This window comes from Flavonifractor sp. DFI.6.63 (genome assembly GCF_024462255.1).
In the GTDB taxonomy this organism is placed as follows: Bacteria; Bacillota; Clostridia; order Oscillospirales; family Oscillospiraceae; genus Lawsonibacter_A; species Lawsonibacter_A hominis.
This window is the reverse complement of record NZ_JANGBE010000001.1, coordinates 140,636-157,335: the sequence shown is the minus strand read 5'-3', so window position 1 is coordinate 157,335 and position 16,700 is coordinate 140,636. Positions and strand designations below refer to the sequence as shown.

The window sequence follows — 16,700 nt, the reverse complement described above, 5'->3', positions numbered from 1 at the left end:
GTTTTTTCGTCATACCACGCCTGGTCCTTAAAACCGCCCCCGGGCGGCCCACAGCGGGCCGCCCGAGGGCGGTTCGTTTTGTAGCGTACAAGGGGATCAAAACAAAAAACAGGGCTTGCTTTTTGTACGTCCCTATGGCATACTTTTGGTATACCAAGGGAATGCCGGTTGGCGGCGCAGCCGCCGGCCGAAGGAAACAGGAGGGGACTATGCAGGCAAACACATTCAGCCAGGCGGAATTTCTGGCTGCCGCCGGGATCGGGGGCCTATGCCCGGCACAGGACGACACGCCGGCGTTTGCGGCGCTGGAGGGAGAGGGCCGGGCCGGGGCGGACGAGACCAGGATCGTCAAGACCTGCTGCCGGGCCTGCATCGCCAACTGCGGCGTGCTGGCCACGGTGCGCAACGGCCGGGTGGTCAAGCTCCAGGGCAACCCGGAGGATCCTATGAGCAAGGGGCGCATGTGCGCCAAGGGCCTGTCGGGCATCCAGGCCCTCTATCACCCCAACCGCAACAAGTATCCGCTCATCCGCGCGGGTGAGCGGGGGGAAAACAAGTGGCGCCGCGCCTCCTGGGACGAGGCGCTGGAGTACATCGCAAAGGGCCTGATGAAGGTGCGGGAGCAGTACGGAGCGGAGGCGGTGGCCTGCTCCACCGGCGGCGGCGGCAACCCGGAGATCTGGAGCATCGCCCGCTTCTGCAACATCTTCGGAACCCCCAACTGGTTCGAGCCGGGCTGCGCCCAGTGCTATCTGCCCCGGGTGCTGGCCTACACCATGATGTACGGCGGGGTGGATCCCAGCATTGCCGATTCCAACGCGCTGGAGCTCTACTTCCCCGACGAGACCCCCATCAAGACCCTGGTGCTCTGGGGGACGGCCCCCTCCTACTCCTGCCCCGCCAGCGGCGGCGGCATGGTCAGCGACCTGCGGGCCAAGGGGGTCAAGACCGTGGTCGTCGACCCCCGCATGACCCCGGACGCCGCCAAGTCCGACGTGTGGCTGCCCATCCGGCCGGGCAGCGACGTGGCCCTGATGCTCGCCTGGATCCGGTACATCCTGGAGCATAAGCTCTTTGACCGGGACTTTGTGCGCAAGTGGACCAACCTGCCCTATCTGGTGGACGTGGAGAGCAAGATGCTCCTCCGGGCGGAGAAGAGCCAGGACCCGGATGAGCCCGACACGTTTGTGGTCTGGGATCAGAAGACGGCCGGTCCCCGCCCCCTGCCCTATCCCTGGGACGACGCCCTGGACCCCGCGCTGGAGGGGACGTTCACCGTAGACGGACGGCGCTGCAAGACCGGCTTCCAGCTTTTGTGGGAGCGGGTGCAGGCGTATACCCTGGAGAAGGCGGCCGAGCTGTGCTGGCTGGACGCAGAGCGGATCGAACGGGCCATCCGGCTCTTCACCGACAACAGCCCCAGCGGCCTGGCCATCGGAGTGGCCACCGACCAGGGCGCCAACTCCGTCCAGGCGGCCATGGCGGCGGCCACCATCGACCTGCTCATGGGCAATGTGGAGCGTCCCGGCGCGCTGCTCCAGCGCTTCCGCACCAGCGGGCTGTTCGATATGCCCAACTACCCGGTGCCCATCGCCGCCCGGATGCTGCCCGAGGAACAGCTGAAAAAGCGCCTGGGCGCCAACGAGCACAAGGGCCTGCACATCTGGTTTGCGGGGCATCCCTCCAGCATCCGGGACGCCATGATCACCGGCAAGCCCTACCCGGTCAAGGCGTGGATCGACCGTTCCGGCAATAAGCTGGGCGCGGTGGCCGACAGCCAGAGCTGGCTGCCCGCCATTGAGAACATGGACCTGATCGTCCACATGTACACCACGCCCACCTCCTTCTCCGCCTATGCCGACGTGCTCCTGCCCGCCGAGGAGTGGCTGGAGACCGACATGATGGTGGAGACCTGCAACAAACTTTTCGCCCGTCAGGCGGCGACCCACCTGTGGGAGACCATGGACGAGACGCTGTTCTGGTCCCGGCTGGCGAAAAAGTGCGCCGAGCTGGGCCATGAGCGCTGCCGGCTGGCCTTCGATCCGGAGTTTATGGGGAAGGATCTGGCCTACTGGGACAGCATGGACGAATTTTTTACCCACTTTACCTCCCGCATCGGCCTGACCTGGAAGCAGTTCAAGGAAAAGGCGCCCTTTGAGTACCTGCCCCGGGACCAGTGGCGCTCCTACTACGTCTACCGGCAGAACGATCCCAAGACCGGCAAGCCCGGGGGCTTCGCCACGCCCTCCAAAAAGCTGGAGCTGTACCTGGAGAGCATGATCACGCTCAGCCGCACGGGCAAGCCCTTCAGCCTGTATGAGCTGCCCCCCGCGTCCAGGGACTACGATCCCCTCCCCTATTACTTTGAGCCCTATGAAAGCCCCATCGCCAGCACGGAGCTGGCCAAGGAGTACCCCCTGGTGCTCACCAGCGGGCGGGTGCCCTTTTACCACCACGGTACGCTGCGCAACATCCCATGGCTGCGGGAGATCTATCCGGCCCCCGAGCTGTGGATCCACCCCACGGCGGCAGGGCAGTGCGGCGTGGCCGACGGAGACTGGGTCTGGGTGGCGTCCCAGCGGGGCAGGACCCAGGCCATCGCCCGGGTCACCGAGGGCATCAACCCGGGCACGGTGTGCATGGAGCGCTTCTGGAACCCGGAGAAGCTGAACACTCCCACCCACGGCTGGCGGGAGATGAACGTGAACATGCTCACCAAGGCCGACGCCCCCTTCAACGACGTGGTGGGCACCTATACCCTGCGGGGCTTTCTGGTAAAGGTCACCAAGGCGGAGGGCCCGCCGGAGGGCGTGTGGCTCAAGCCGGAGGACTTCAAGCCCTGGCTGCCGCAGCCCACCGAACCGACTCCGGAGGTGCGCGTATGAAACATGGTTTTGTGATCGACCTGGACCGCTGCATTGGCTGCAAGGGGTGCCAGGTGGCCTGCAAGCAGGAGAACGGCGTGGCGCTGGGGGCCAACCGCACGCTGGTGCGCACGGTAGGCCCCATGGGGAGCTATCCCGACGTGCAGATGTATTTCCTGCCCACCCCGTGCCAGCAGTGTGCCGACCCGCCCTGCGTACAGGTCTGTCCCACCGGGGCCTGCTGGCAGAACCGGGAGGAGGGCGTGGTGCTCATCGACCGGGAGCAGTGCATTGGCTGCCGCAGCTGCGGGGAGGCCTGCCCCTACCAGGCCAATACGTTTAATCAGGAGCTGCGGGTTATGGACAAGTGCGACACCTGCATCGCCGCCCGGGCGCAGGGGGAGCTGCCGGCCTGCGTGCGCAACTGCGCCGGCGGGGCCCTGCGCTTCGGAGACCTGGACGACCCCGAAAGCGAGGTCTCACGCCTGCTCGCTTCCGTCCCGGCGGAGAAGGTCCATTCCCTGCGGGACCTTGGCAACGGACCGTCCATCCGCTACATCCTGCGCCGGGACAAGTGGGTGGACGCGCTGCCCCAGGAGCTGGAAACTGCGAAAGGAGGGCGCAACGGATGACACATCCTGAGCTGAACGCCGCCCGGGAAGGGCTGTACCGCCTGCTCTCCCGCCTGTACCGGCAGGAGGTGGACGCCCCCCTGCTGGAGCGGCTGCGCGGCATGACCTTTCCCCAAAACTGCCCCCAGCCGGAGCTGGAGGCGGGCTACCGCGCCCTGGAGCGCTGGCTGAGCGCCGGCACAGAGGACGCGCTGGACGCGCTGGCCGTGGATTTTGCCCGGGTATTCCTGGGGGCCGGCAGCGCCGAGGGCTGCGCGGCCTTTCCCTACGAATCGGTGTACACCAGCCCCAAGCGGCTGGTGATGCAGGACGCGTGGGAGCGGGTAAAGTCCCTCTATGCCGCCCACGGAGTACGCATCGACACAGATTCCTCCGAGCTGATGGAGGACCACATCGCCTATGAGCTGGCCTATATGGCCCTTTTGTGCCGGGAGGGGGCCGAACGCGCGGAGCAGCGCGCCTTCCTGGAGGAGCACCTGCTGACCTGGGTCCCGGCCTTCTGCGCGGATCTGCAGCGCTGCGCCGGGACCGGGTTCTACCGCTGCGTGGCCCAGCTGACCCTGGGCTGGCTGAAGCTGGAGGAGGGCCTTCTGCAGGCGGAGGAGAACGCGCCGTCCCCGTTCAGCTGCCGCGTCAGCACCCCGGCGCTGGACCGGATCCTGGAGGCGCTGGGGAAAGAGTACCGCATCTACGCCCCCAAACGCTTTCCCGGCCGGGGCGCCAGGGCGGGGAGCGATTTGGTGCGCTACGCCCCCATCCGCTCGGCGGCTGAGATCGTTACCGACGCGCCCTCCGATTTTTCCGCCAAGGAGATCTTCTACCCCGTCAACCAGACCATGCTGTACTTTCAGGACGATGCGTGCCGGGAGAGCGTGCTCTCCGACCAGCGTGAGATCCTGATCTTTGCCCGGCCCTGCGACATCAACGCCGTCCGGCGGCTGGACCAGATCTTTTTGGGGAACGGCGGGGAGCAGGACGTCTATTACCGGCGCCTGCGGGAAAAGGTACGCTTCCTCCTGCTGGAGTGCGGCGGCGGCTGGGATACCTGCTTCTGCGTCAGCATGGGCAGCAACCGGACCGAGGACTACAGTCTGGCCCTGCGCCTGGAGGAGGGCGGCGCGCTGGTACAGGTGAAGGACCCGGCCTTCGCACCCTATTTTGAGGGGGCCGACGCCTGCGCGTATACCCCGGGCTTTGTGGAGGAGAACCGGCGTGCCGCCCGCCTGCCCGTCATCCCCGACCGGGAGACGCTGAAGACCGCCAGCGGCCTGGACTTCTGGAAGCGGTATGACGAGCAGTGCATCGGCTGCGGCGGGTGCAACACCGTCTGCCCCACCTGCTCCTGCTTCGACACGGTGGATGTGATCTACAACGAGACCAGCCGGGACGGCGAGCGGCGGCGGGTGTGGTCCTCCTGCATGCTCCGTGACTTTACCGCCACGGCCGGGGGGCACCGGGCCCGGAGTACGCCGGGAGCCAATATGCGCTTCAAGGTGCTCCACAAGGTCTACGATTACAAGGCCCGCTTCGGCGGCGAAGAGCACATGTGCGTGGGCTGCGGCCGGTGCGACCGGCGCTGTCCGAAGGACATCTCGTTCTACGACGCGGTCTGCGGCTTTACACAGGCCCTGGAACAGGAGGCGGAACACAAATGAACAACATCATGCTGCCCGCGCCCCATAAGATCCTGAAGGTCGTCAAGGAGACCCGCGCGGAATATACCTTCCGGGTGGCCTACGAGGGCGAGACCCGCCACGGCCAGTTTTTTCAGCTCTCCATCCCCAAGGTGGGCGAGGCTCCCATTTCCGTCAGCGGCAAGGGGGAAGGCTGGGTGGAATTCACCATCCGAAAGGTGGGCCGTCTCACAGAGGGGATCTTCGGTCTGGGCGCGGGAGACCTGCTTTTCATGCGGGGGCCTTATGGAAATTCCTTCCCGGTGGAGGAGTTTGAGGGAAAAGATCTGGTGGTGATCTGCGGCGGCACCGGCATGGCTCCAGTGAAGACCTTGCTCAATCACTTTTACGACCACCCGGAGGTGTGCCGCTCCGTCCATCTGATCGCCGGATTCAAGGACCTGGACTGCGTCCTGTTTACCGAGGAGCTGGAGAAGTTCAAGGGCCGGTTCCATACGGTGGCCACGCTGGATACCATGCAGGCGCCCGGCTTTCAAACGGGCATGGTCACCGCTCATATCCCCGCCATCCCCTTTGCGCGCTTTGCGGATTATAACGTGGTCATCGTGGGCCCGCCGGTGATGATGCACTTTGCCGCGCTGGCATGCCGCAGCGCCGGCGTGCCGGAAGAAAAGATCTGGGTCTCCTTTGAACGCAAGATGTCCTGCGCCGTGGGCAAATGCGGGCACTGCAAGATCAACGAGACCTATGTGTGCCTGGAGGGACCGGTATTCAATTACACCAAGGCCAAAGACCTGTTTGACTGAAGAAACGCCCCGCGCCTTCTCGGAAGGCGCGGGGCGTTTTTATGCAAAAAAGGATCGGACGGGAAGGGGGCCACCCGCCCGGCGGCCTCTTTTACCGGGCGATGTGTTCAGATTTGGGGGAAAATGGCCTGAGCGTTGCCGAAAAAGATCTGATCCAGGTCGTTTTTGCTCATCGGCACTGCGTCAAAGAACTCGTCCACCGCCTCGGGATACTCATAGGGGTAGTCGGTCCCAAACAGGATCCGGTCGAGCCCCAGCACGTCCACGGCACAGCGCAGGGCGCTGGGGCAGAAATCGCCGCTGGTGGTGACCCAGATGTTGTGACGGAAGTAATATTCCGGCAGCTGCCGGTTGACGGCGGGCGCGATGCTGTGGTAGCCGCGGATCTTTTCATTCATGCGCCGCATGGTATAGGGGAAAATTTCCCCCATATGGCCGATGAGGACCTTCAGTGTGGGCAGACGGTCAAAGATGCCTTTGCAGATCATGCGCATCAGGTCTACCGACACGTCGATGCCGAAGCCGAAGGGGGCGGCGGCCAGTTGGGGGCCCAGGCCCTTCATCCGCTCGTCGATGGGCTGGGTGGGGTGGATGTACAGCGCGCCGTGATAGTCCGCCAGCTTCTTCAGCAGCGGGAAGTAGCAGTCGTCGTCAATATGGGAGGCGCCGAAGTTGGAATCGACCAGCCAGCCCAGAAAGCCAAGCTCCTTCATGCACCGCTCCAGCTCCTGAAGGGAGGCGTCGAGATCCGCCACCGGCAGGGCGGCAAAGCCCTGGAAGCGGCCGGGATACTTCCGCATCCCCTCGTAGAGGTAATCGTTGGCCTTCCGGCACCATTCCACGCTCTCCTCCGGAGACAGAAAGTCGATGCCGGAGGAGACGCTGAGCACCTGCATGCGGACGCCGTGGGCGTCCATGATCCGGATCCGCTCGTCCAGGGACTCCTCCAGGTGGGTGAGACGGTAGGGATGGCGGAGGGTAAAATCGTCGCTGCGGCGGAAGGTCCTGGTCGCGCGGTCATACATGGGATAATCGGTCCGGGTGGAGAAATAATCCATCAGCTCCGGAAAGTAATAGTGTGCTTCAAAATCAATTCGGTTCGTCATGTTATCCCCTCAATTTGGTGTCGTTAAAATTCCAGGGCAAATATCCTCTGTTCCGTGCGGGTGAGCCGTTCGGCGCCGCCGGCGGCGACGCGGAAGTTGTCACAGCAGATGGCGAACTGTCCGTCCCGCATCAGTTCCGGGTGGATGGCCAGGAACATGCCCTCCTCCAGCGCCATCTCCTCCTGGGGGCAGATGACGGGGGCTTCCATCATATCGTAGCCCTGGCCGTGGCCTGCAAAGCGGCCGTTTTTTGCGATCCCCCGGGCGGTGACAAAGTCGTCGAACACCTCGTTCAGCGCCCGGCCCGTGACTCCGGGCCGGGCCGCCGCCGCCACGGCATGCTGTACGTCCCTGGCGGTCTCGTACAGCTCCAGCAGGGCGGGGGCGGGCTCGCCCAGACAGAAGGTGCGGGCCAGCTCCCCATAGATCCCGCCGGGGCCGGACACCTCGATCATCACGGTGACGCCGTCTCCCCGTTCGATGCGGCGGTTGGCGGCCGGGTTCTGGTGGAAGGGGACGCCGCCGCCGCCGGGGGCGGAGCCCACAGCCACGTTGCCCAGCCAGTCGCAGCACAGGTAGCGGGAGGCGTGCTCCAGATCGGCCAGCACCTCATACTCCATGCGCCCCGGCCGCAGCAGCGCCGGGACCATGGCCATGAGCTGCTCATGGGCGCGCAGACAGCGGTCGATCAGCGCCCACTCTTCCGGACTTTTGACCGCTTTGATGCGGCTGAATTCCGCCGTGAAATCCACCAGCTCGCAGCCGGGTACGCCTTCCCGGACCCCCTCCAGCGTATCCGCGCTCATCAGCTGCCGGAGGATCACGCCGATGCGCCGAAAACCGCGGGAGCGGATCTCACGGGAGAGCACGGCGCCGATCATCCCGTCGGTGCAGCCGAAGGGCTGGCAGTAGGGCTTGCGGATGAGTTTTTCCACGTTGCGCAGGGTGGGAGGGATCGGCGCGGGGTCCATTTCCACCCCGTGGTTGATCAGGACCAGCCCGCCCTGGGCGGGAATGAGCAGGGTAGTGCTGTAGGGATTGGCGGCGGAATCCGTCAGATAACGGGTGATGCTGTCAAAAATGGTGCTCTGGGTCTGGGCAATGCAGCAGTCCAGGCCCTTGTCCCGCATGGCGGCCTGTACCGCCGACAGGCGGCGCTCCAGCTCCGCGCTGGAGACGGGATACTTATAGCGCGGGCCCGCCAGGTTCCATTCCGGCATGTCGTTGGCGCTCCTTTCCATTGGGCCGATCTGCGCCCGGCCGTTCAGCGCAGGGAGGCCACGTCGATCACGTTGAACAGCGGCCGGCCGGCCCGGAAGTTGTCCAGGTTTTCCAGGAACTGTTCCACCGCCCGGTCCACATACAGGGGGCTGGTGGCGGAATACTGGGGCGTGAGGAATACGTTGGGCATGTCCCAGAGCGGGCTGTCCGCGGGGAGGTCGGCCTCGTCGATGGCGTCCAGGGCGCAGCCGCCCAGATGCCCGCTCCGGAGCGCCTGGATCAGGGCGGCGGTCTCCACCACCGGACCCCGGGCAATATTGATGAGGTACGCGCCCGGCTTGCAGGCGGCGAGACGGCCGGCATCGAACAGGCCGCGGGTCTCCTGCGTCAGGGGGGTCAGGATCACTACGAAGTCCATCTGGCCCAGTGCCAGGTCCAGGTCTTGGTTGGAGTAGACCCGGTCATAGTGCTCCAACGGCACCGCCCTGCGCTTGACGCCGATGACCCGGAAGCCCAGGGCCTTGGCGTACTTGGCCACCTCGGAGCCGATGGCTCCCGCGCCCACGATGCCCAGCGTCTTCCCCTCCGGCTCTTCGGGCAGCGCATCCGGCTTCTGCCGGATGTGCTTTTTCTGATTCTCCAGCATCAGCGGGAATTTGCGCAGGTAGGAGATCACATAGCCCATGGTGGTGACGCCCATGGGCTTGCCATGGATGCCGGCGGCATTGGTAATGATGATGTCCAGGTCCTTGATGCCGCATTCCATCAGCGGGTTGACCCCGGCGGAGAAGGAGTTGAACCATTTCAGGCGGCGGGACTGCCGGCAGAAGGTCTCGGGCTGCTTGCCGGTCCCGCCCCAGGCGAAGAGCACCTCCGCATCAGCGCCGCTGGCGAGCAGCTCTTCCTCGTTTTTAAAGTAGTATACATGATCCGCGTGCCGGTGCATCTGCTCCAGATGGCACGCCCGGATCTTCAGGGGCATTTTTTCGCTGTTGGCGTGCATAACGATGACGTCCATTCTGCTTCCCTTCTCTCTCCTGTTTTGTGCCGCGGCGTCAGACCGCCCACATGATCAGCGCGGGGATGTATGCGATCAGCAGCAGTCCCACGACCATGGCGACGATATAGCGCGCCGCGGCGCCCGCCAGCTCATGCAGCTTGGTGTCCGTGACCGCCATGGTGGTAAACAGGACGTTGCCGAAGGGCGGCGTGATCATACCGATACAGCAGGCGATGGAAATGACGGTGCCCCAGTGCACCATGTTGTAGCCCAGCTTCACGAACAGGCTCTGGAACAGGGGCACCACGATGAGGATGATCGGGGAGGTACCCATAAAACACCCCATGATCAGTACGATGACGATGACCAGCAGCATGACCACCCAGGAGCCCATCGTTTCGGCCACCGGCGCCAGGCTGGCGACCACCTTGTCGGGGATCTTGGAATAGGTGAGCACCCAGGAGAACAGCCCCGCGCAGCACATGATCCAGAGCACGGTGGAGGTTCCCTTGCAGGTCTTGCGCAGAACTTTGATCACGTCGCGGATCTCATACTCCCGGTAGACGAACACGCCCACGATGAAGGAGTAGACCACGGCCACCACGGCGGACTCGGTGGGGGTGGCGATGCCGCAGAACATGGAGCCCAGGATAATGACGGGGGCGATGATGGCGGGAATGGCGTCCACGACGATCCGCAGGATCTGCCTGCCGGTCAGCCTGTCCCCGGGCTGGATGTGCTCGAAGCCCTTCAGCTCGTTGAGGCCGTAGGTCTTGGGCAGGCCCTTGTAGCCGTGCCTGCGGCAGCCCCACAGGGCCACCAGCACCAGAGCGGCGCCGATGATCAGGCCGGAGGGCAGGCCGGCCTGATAGAGCTTGGCGATGGACACCTGAGCGGTGGCGCCGTAGACGATCAGGGAGGTGCTGGGCGGGATGATGGGGCCCAGACAGGCGGCGGAGGCGATGATGGCGGCGGAGAACCTACGGTCATAGCCCGCGTCCAGCATATAGGGCAGCATGATGGAGCCGATGGCGACCGAGCAGGCCATGGCGGATCCGGTCAGCGCGGCGAAGAAGGCGCACACCACCACGGTGACCAGGGCCAGGCCGCCCGTAACGTTGCCGAAGATCAGATTAATGACCCGCACCAGGCGCTTGGCAATGCCGCCGGCGCCCATAAGCTCGCCGGCCAGGATGAACAGAGGCACGCACATGATGGTCAGGGAATCCACCGATGAGATCATGCGCTGGGCCACAATGGAGAGGGGGACGCTCTGCATCAGGATATAGACGATCGAGCTCAGGCCGAAGGAGGTGGCCACGGGCGCGCCGATGAGCAGCAGAACGACCAATACCACCAGAAATACGAGAATCGAATTCATTTGTCGCCGTCCTCCTCTTTGCGTTCCGGTTTCCCCTCCTGGCGGTCCTCGTCCACGATGGCCACATACTCAGCGGAGGCAAACTGGCGGACAATCTTGGCCAGATGGCCGAAAAACATGATGACGCAGGAGATGGGGATGATGGAGTAAATGATGGCGTTATTGATGTGCGTGTTGGTGGTGACGGATTTGCTGGCGATCTCCAGCGCCGGGAAGCTGAATACGAACACCAGCACCAGGAACACCATCGCCAGCAGCTGCTGGAGCACGAACAGGACCTTGCGGCCCCTGGCGCTGTGCAGGGCGTCGTTCAGAATGGTGATGTTCACATGCACGCCGTTAACGGAGGTCATAGACGCACCCACATAGGCCAGCATGATCAGACAGATCTTGGCGGACTCTTCCGTCCAGGAAAAACCGTGGGTAAACACGGCCCGCGCCACAAGCTGGATCAGCAGAAAGACCACCATTCCCACCATCAGGACGATGGAGAGCACATCCAAAACCTTCAGCAGCACACCGGTGATTGTTTTCATAGCTTTCATAGCAGATACCCCTCTGTTGAAAAATACGCTTACCGCCCCATAAAGGGGGATGGCAGCCCGAACAGCACACCCGCACTGTCCAGGCTGCTATCCCGCACGTTACGTTTTGTTCAATGGGTGAGTACCGGGCCGCGCGCTCAGTTGGCGGCGCAGATCTCGGCGATGGCGGCGGCGTAGCTGCCGAACTCGTGGGTGGAGACGAAGTTTTCGTAGACGGGCTGCACCGCCTCCTGCAGCTGTGCAATCTCCTCCTCGGTGGGGTAGTAGAAGGTGATGCCGTATTCATCGGTAAGCTTCTGGACATAGGTCTCGTTGTCCGCCTGCAGGGCCTGGGTGCGGAACTCGGCGGCCTCGGAGGCGGCCTTCTGGATGAGGGCCTGGAGGTCCGCGGGCAGGCCCTCATAAAACTTGTTGTTGATGTCCAGGCCATTGAAGTGGGCGGCCTGGTTGGTCACGGCCACATACTTGATGTATTCGCCCTGGCCGTTGCCGGTGTACAGGGTCACGGGCACGTGGTCCACGCCGTCGATGGTGCCGTTCTGGAGGGCGGGCATGATCTCGCTGGCGCTCATAGACACGGGCGCGGCGCCCCAGGCATTGTAGTCGTCCAGGAAGATGGGGCCTTCGGTGATGCGGATGGTCTTTCCGGCCAGCTCGGACATGTTATGGACGGGGCCGGCATTCTCCGTGGTGCAGATGGTGCGGAAGCCGATGCACTGCAGGGCCAGCAGGCTGGCGCCGGTGCTGGAGAACTCGCCCAGCATGTCCGCCCATACGTCGGAGGCCATCACATCGTAAACGTCGTCGTAATCCTTGATGAGGTAGGCCAGGTCCAGCACGTCGAAGAGACGGTTGTAGTTGGCCATGATAGCGGTATTGTTCACGCCCATCTCCAGGGTACCGGCGATGACCTGATCCACGATCTCACGGTCGGAGCCCATGGAGCCCATGTAGAGGTCCACGATGACGGCGCCGTCGGTCCAGGTCTCCACCCGCTCCTTAAAGGCGTTGGCCAGCACGTTCAGATGGCTCTTTTCGTTGCTCTGGGGGGTGGCCAGCTTGATGGTCAGGGGGTTCTCGGGCGTGTAATCGCCAAAGTCCAGGGCCGCTTCGCCCTGTGCGCCGGACTCGATGTCACCCACGTTGGTCAGCGTATCGGAGGACTCGGGTTCTGATGCGGGCGAGGGCGACGGAGCTGCGCTTCCACTTCCGCTTCCGCCGCCGCAGGCCGCGAGGGACAGGGACATGACAAGCGCCAGCAATAGAGCAATCGTCTTTTTCATTGGTACTCCTCCTCAAGAATATTGGTTGATATTCAATTTCAATTATTGAATATCTATGCCATATATTTAGCACTAATTTTAGATTTGGTCAATATAGTTTTTTAAATAAAAAATAAAATCGAGTTTTTGTATAAAATGTCGAGTTAAAATTTGTGCATTAAGTAAAACGGATGGGATTCTCAAAAACATGGGATCTAATTTGGAGATACAGCGCCCAAAGATGACGAAAGCTGCCGGCGCAGTACTGCGCCGGCCGCTTGGCTGGGATAATATGACCTCGTATCAGAGGGCTTTGTATGCCAACTGCGCGGAGATCTCTTCCGCGGCATGCCGGAGATGAGGCAGGGCGTGACGGACATATTCGTCCGTCAGGCGCTCGATGGGGCCGCCTACACTCAGCCCGGCGATGATCTGGCCCAGATGGTTGCGCAGTCCGACGGCAATACTGCCGTTCCCGCTCTCCAGTTGCTCGGTACAGAAGCTGTACCCCAGCTGCTGGACCTCCTTCACCTTTGCCCGGATGCTCTCCGGATCGGTCACCGTCTTGGGGGAGGGTTTGTCGTAACTGGCCTGGCGGAGGTATTCCTCCAGCTGGGCATCGGAATAGCCGGACAGGATGATGATCCCGTTTCCGCCGCAGTGCAGGGGCACATGCTTGCCGATAAAGGGCATCCGCGTCAGCACCGAGCCGGGAGGGCTCACCATGTCGATGTAGACCAGTTCCTGCTGCTGCGGGATGGCCAGGTAGCAGATCCCGTCGCAGCTGGCGGCGATGTTCAGCATATAGGGGTGTACCAGGTCGCGCAGATCGAATTTGGCCCGCACCATGTCCCCGATCAGGGAAAATTTCAGGGAAAGGGTGTATTTGGCCGAATTTTCATCCTGGATCACATATCCACGCTCCCGCAGGGCATTGATCATGCGGAAAGCGGTGCTCTGCGGGATCCCGCTCAGCTTTGCGATATCGTTGAGGCGCATGGGCGCGCCGTTGCGCACCATGGTCTCCACCACGTCAAATATCTTATCTGCGGATTGATTGGTCCGCGTCACCTTTTCAGCCATTCGGATCCTCCATTACACAAGTGCTGCCGGAGCGCGGACAAATTCGGCTCAACCTGGCATATAAATTCAATTATTGAAATTCACCATATATTTTTTACCATAGTTCGCCCCTCTTGTCAATCCAAACGAGCCAAACGGCTCCAAGGGCAAAGAAAGAGCGGACGCCCGGGCGAAGCCGCCCGGCAGGCGTGGAATCCCGTGGGCGCGTTTCGTCCCGGGATTCCGTATGGCGGGATCATGCGCGGGAGCCGCCGGAAAAGGGCGGTCAGACGTTGAAGCGGAAGAGGACGATATCGCCGTCCTTCATGACGTACTCCTTGCCCTCGGAGCGCACGAGCCCCTTTTCCTTGGCCGCGGACATGGTGCCGCAGGCCGTCAGATCGTCAAAAGCGATGACCTCCGCCCGGATGAAGCCGCGCTCGAAGTCGGTGTGGATCTTGCCCGCGGCCTGCGGGGCCTTGGTGCCCCGGGTAATGGTCCAGGCACGGCACTCGTCCTCGCCGGAGGTGAGGAAGGAGATCAGCCCCAGCAGGGCGTAGCTGGCGCGAATGAGCCGGTCCAGACCGGACTCCGGAATTCCAAGCTCCTCCAGGAACTCCTTTTTCTCCTCCGGCTCCAGCTCGGCGATCTCCGCCTCCAGCTTGGCGCACACGGGAATGACCTGGGCCCCCTCCCGGGCGGCCAGATCGGCCACCAGCTGATAGTAGGGGTTGTTCTGGTGGTCGGCAAAGCCGTCCTCATCCAGGTTGGCGGCGTAGATGATGGGCTTGAGGGACAGAAGCTCCGAGGTGGCGATCAGTTCGGCGTCCTCCTCGCCGCAGGCAAATGAGCGGGCCGAGTTGCCGTCGTTGAGCCAGTCCCTCAATGCGGAGAACACCTCCACCTCGTGCAGGTACCGCTTGTCGCCCTTTGCGGCTTTCTGGGCCTTGTCGATGCGCCGCTCTACCATCTCCACGTCGGCCAGGATGAGCTCGATGTCGATGATGCCGATGTCCCGCAGGGGATCGGTGGAGCCCTCCACGTGGATGACGTTTTCATCGTCAAAACAGCGTACCACGTGGATGATGGCGCTGCACTCCCGGATGTTGGCCAAAAACTTGTTGCCCAGGCCCTCCCCCTTGGAGGCCCCCTTCACCAGACCGGCAATGTCCACAAACTCGATGACGGCCGGGGTGGTCTTTTTCGGGTGGTACATTGCGCTGAGCTTGTCCAGCCGCGCATCCGGGACCGCTACCACGCCCACGTTGGGGTCGATGGTGCAGAAGGGGTAGTTGGCGCTCTCCGCGCCGGCGTTGGTGATGGCGTTGAACAGGGTCGATTTGCCCACATTGGGCAGGCCCACGATACCTAATTTCATGGCGTATAGCCCCTCTTTCGCAGCCTTCAGCGGACAAAGGGCGGCGCCGTTGTTCCGCGCGGAGCTCCCATCCGGATTCGCGGCCTGTGCCGTCGGGTGGTTCCGCGCCTGAAAACGCAGCCGGAACACGCGGTGCGCCTTGTTCGCTGAGGGTAAATTCGCCCCAATATTATATAGGAATCCCGCGAAAAATACAAGAGGGCGCCAAAATGAGACCGTCCCCTTGTATTTCCCGGGCAAAGCGTGTAGAATTATCTGGCTGCGCCGCGCGGCGGCGGAGCGATGCTTGATGATGCGGATGACGATGGATAGGAGGTCGTATGGGTATCCTGCGGCAGAACAGCGGCGACATCACCCAGGGGGTCATCTGGAAACAGCTGCTGGCCTTCTTTTTCCCCCTGTGGTTCGGTACGTTTTTTCAGCAGCTCTATAACACCGTGGACACGGTCGTGGTGGGCCGTTTTGTGGGCAAGACCGCTTTGGCCGCCGTGGGCTCCACCGGGGTGGTAGTCAACCTGACGGTGGGCGTCTTTACCGGGCTTGCCAGCGGCGCGGTGGTCATCATCGCCCAGCACTACGGCGCCCGCCGGGGCCCGGAGGTCTTTCGGAGCGTCCATACCGCCATGCTCCTCTCCCTGCTGCTGGGCGCCTTTTTTATGGCGGCGGGCTTCCTGCTGACGCCCTGGTCCCTCCGGGCCATGGGGACCACTGAGGAAGCGCTGCCCGGCGCCATCCTCTATCAGCGGATCTACTTTCTGGGCATGATCCCCAATGTGGTCTACAATATGGGCACCGGTGTGCTCCGGGCGGTGGGGGATGCCCGGCGGCCGCTCTATTTCCTGATTGCCGCCTCGCTGTGCAACATCGTGCTGGACCTGGTGCTGGTGGTGGGCTTCGGGCTGGCGGTGCTGGGGGTGGCCCTGGCCACGGTGCTCTCCCAGCTGCTCTCCGCCGTGCTGGTGGTGCTCTCCCTGATGCGCTCGCAGGGGCAGGCCTATCAGCTTTTCCCCCGGCAGCTGCGGCTGTACGGCGCTCCGCTGAAGGATGCCATGCGGGTGGGCGTGCCCGCCGCCCTTCAGTCGGTGATGTACTCCGCCTCCAACATCGTCATCCAGGCTGCGATCAACTCCTTCGGCACCGACGCCGTAGCCGCCTGGACCGCCTACGGCAAAATGGACGTGATCTTCTGGATGTCCATCAACGCCATGGCCCTGGCCATCACGACCTTTGCCGGGCAGAACTACGGCGCGGGCCAATACGACCGGCTGAAGAAGGGCGTGCGGGTGTCGGTAGGCATGAGCGCGGGCTTTACCGTGCTCCTCAGCACCGCCATGACCGTGTTTGCCCGGCCGATCCTGAGCATATTCTCCCCCGACCCGGACGTGCTGGAGATCGGCGTGGCCATGGTGCGCTTTCTGGCGCCCTGCTATATCACGTATATCCTGGTGGAGCTGCTCCCCGGCGCGATCCGGGGAGCGGGCAGATCCATGGTGCCCATGCTCATCTCGGTGTTCGGCGTGTGCGTGCTGCGGCTGGTGTGGCTGTTTACCGTGGTGCCGGCCCATCACACCATCGAGGCTGTGGAGCTGAGCTATCCCATCACCTGGGCGGTCACTTCCGCAGCCGTGCTGATCTACTACCGCTGGGGGCATTGGCTGCAGCCGCGGAACGGGACGGAATAAACGATCGCACACAGCGGTGCGGCTCTGGACAAGGACTGCCCCGCCGACGCTAAGCGCCGCCGTCAACGATCCCTGATTTCGTGCAAAACGCGGTCGTGCTTCGGCCTTGACAGGTCTGCTATACTGA

13 protein-coding genes are annotated in these 16,700 nt (G+C 63.1%); 5 read left to right on the top strand and 8 right to left on the bottom strand.

Annotation, left to right across the window (positions count from 1 at the left end; genetic code table 11):
• The first annotated feature begins 209 nt into the window (after nucleotides 1-209).
• From NE547_RS00670 to asrB, 4 genes are read left to right on the top strand one after another with little or no spacing between them, the layout of a single operon-like run.
• A complete protein-coding gene (locus NE547_RS00670; protein WP_256174492.1) occupies nucleotides 210-2,885 on the top strand; it encodes a molybdopterin-dependent oxidoreductase in 2,676 nt (891 codons plus the stop codon).
• Nucleotides 2,882-3,496, top strand: coding sequence for a 4Fe-4S dicluster domain-containing protein (locus NE547_RS00665; protein WP_256174491.1), 615 nt, complete (start codon nucleotides 2,882-2,884; stop codon nucleotides 3,494-3,496). The genes NE547_RS00670 and NE547_RS00665 overlap by 4 nt, the downstream gene beginning before the upstream one ends.
• Nucleotides 3,493-5,151: an anaerobic sulfite reductase subunit AsrA gene (gene asrA, locus NE547_RS00660; protein WP_256174490.1), complete on the top strand. Its 1,659-nt coding sequence runs from the start codon at nucleotides 3,493-3,495 to the stop codon at nucleotides 5,149-5,151. The genes NE547_RS00665 and asrA overlap by 4 nt, the downstream gene beginning before the upstream one ends.
• Complete coding sequence (gene asrB / locus NE547_RS00655) at nucleotides 5,148-5,936, top strand: anaerobic sulfite reductase subunit AsrB (RefSeq protein WP_186908380.1); 789 nt, start codon at nucleotides 5,148-5,150, stop codon at nucleotides 5,934-5,936. The genes asrA and asrB overlap by 4 nt, the downstream gene beginning before the upstream one ends.
• 107 nt (nucleotides 5,937-6,043) lie before the next feature.
• Here asrB and NE547_RS00650 read toward each other — a convergent pair whose 3' ends face one another.
• The 8 genes from NE547_RS00650 to ychF form a co-directional block, all read right to left on the bottom strand.
• Nucleotides 6,044-7,042, bottom strand: a complete 999-nt coding sequence (locus NE547_RS00650) for an amidohydrolase family protein (RefSeq protein WP_256174489.1) — start codon at nucleotides 7,040-7,042, stop codon at nucleotides 6,044-6,046.
• A gap of 23 nt (nucleotides 7,043-7,065) precedes the next feature.
• Nucleotides 7,066-8,262: a Xaa-Pro peptidase family protein gene (locus NE547_RS00645; protein WP_256174488.1), complete on the bottom strand. Its 1,197-nt coding sequence runs from the start codon at nucleotides 8,260-8,262 to the stop codon at nucleotides 7,066-7,068.
• 44 nt (nucleotides 8,263-8,306) lie between these two features.
• Nucleotides 8,307-9,281, bottom strand: coding sequence for a D-2-hydroxyacid dehydrogenase (locus NE547_RS00640; protein WP_256174487.1), 975 nt, complete (start codon nucleotides 9,279-9,281; stop codon nucleotides 8,307-8,309).
• Nucleotides 9,282-9,318: 37 nt separating this feature from the next.
• A complete protein-coding gene (locus tag NE547_RS00635) occupies nucleotides 9,319-10,644 on the bottom strand; it encodes a TRAP transporter large permease (protein ID WP_256174486.1) in 1,326 nt (441 codons plus the stop codon).
• Nucleotides 10,641-11,189, bottom strand: a complete 549-nt coding sequence (locus tag NE547_RS00630; RefSeq protein ID WP_186908385.1) for a TRAP transporter small permease — start codon at nucleotides 11,187-11,189, stop codon at nucleotides 10,641-10,643. The genes NE547_RS00635 and NE547_RS00630 overlap by 4 nt, the downstream gene beginning before the upstream one ends.
• Nucleotides 11,190-11,326: 137 nt before the next feature.
• Nucleotides 11,327-12,472 (bottom strand): TRAP transporter substrate-binding protein, encoded by a 1,146-nt coding sequence (locus tag NE547_RS00625; protein WP_256174485.1) that lies wholly within the window; start codon nucleotides 12,470-12,472, stop codon nucleotides 11,327-11,329.
• A 282-nt stretch (nucleotides 12,473-12,754) separates the two neighbouring features.
• Nucleotides 12,755-13,534: an IclR family transcriptional regulator gene (locus NE547_RS00620; protein ID WP_186908387.1), complete on the bottom strand. Its 780-nt coding sequence runs from the start codon at nucleotides 13,532-13,534 to the stop codon at nucleotides 12,755-12,757.
• A gap of 265 nt (nucleotides 13,535-13,799) precedes the next feature.
• The gene (gene ychF, locus NE547_RS00615) at nucleotides 13,800-14,891 is read right to left on the bottom strand and encodes a redox-regulated ATPase YchF (protein ID WP_186908388.1); all 1,092 of its coding nucleotides are present in this window, start codon (nucleotides 14,889-14,891) and stop codon (nucleotides 13,800-13,802) included.
• Between the two features lie 320 nt (nucleotides 14,892-15,211).
• Here ychF and NE547_RS00610 point away from each other — a divergent pair, with 320 nt between their 5' ends.
• Complete coding sequence (locus tag NE547_RS00610) at nucleotides 15,212-16,573, top strand: MATE family efflux transporter (protein ID WP_186908389.1); 1,362 nt, start codon at nucleotides 15,212-15,214, stop codon at nucleotides 16,571-16,573.
• Nucleotides 16,574-16,700 lie beyond the last annotated feature (127 nt).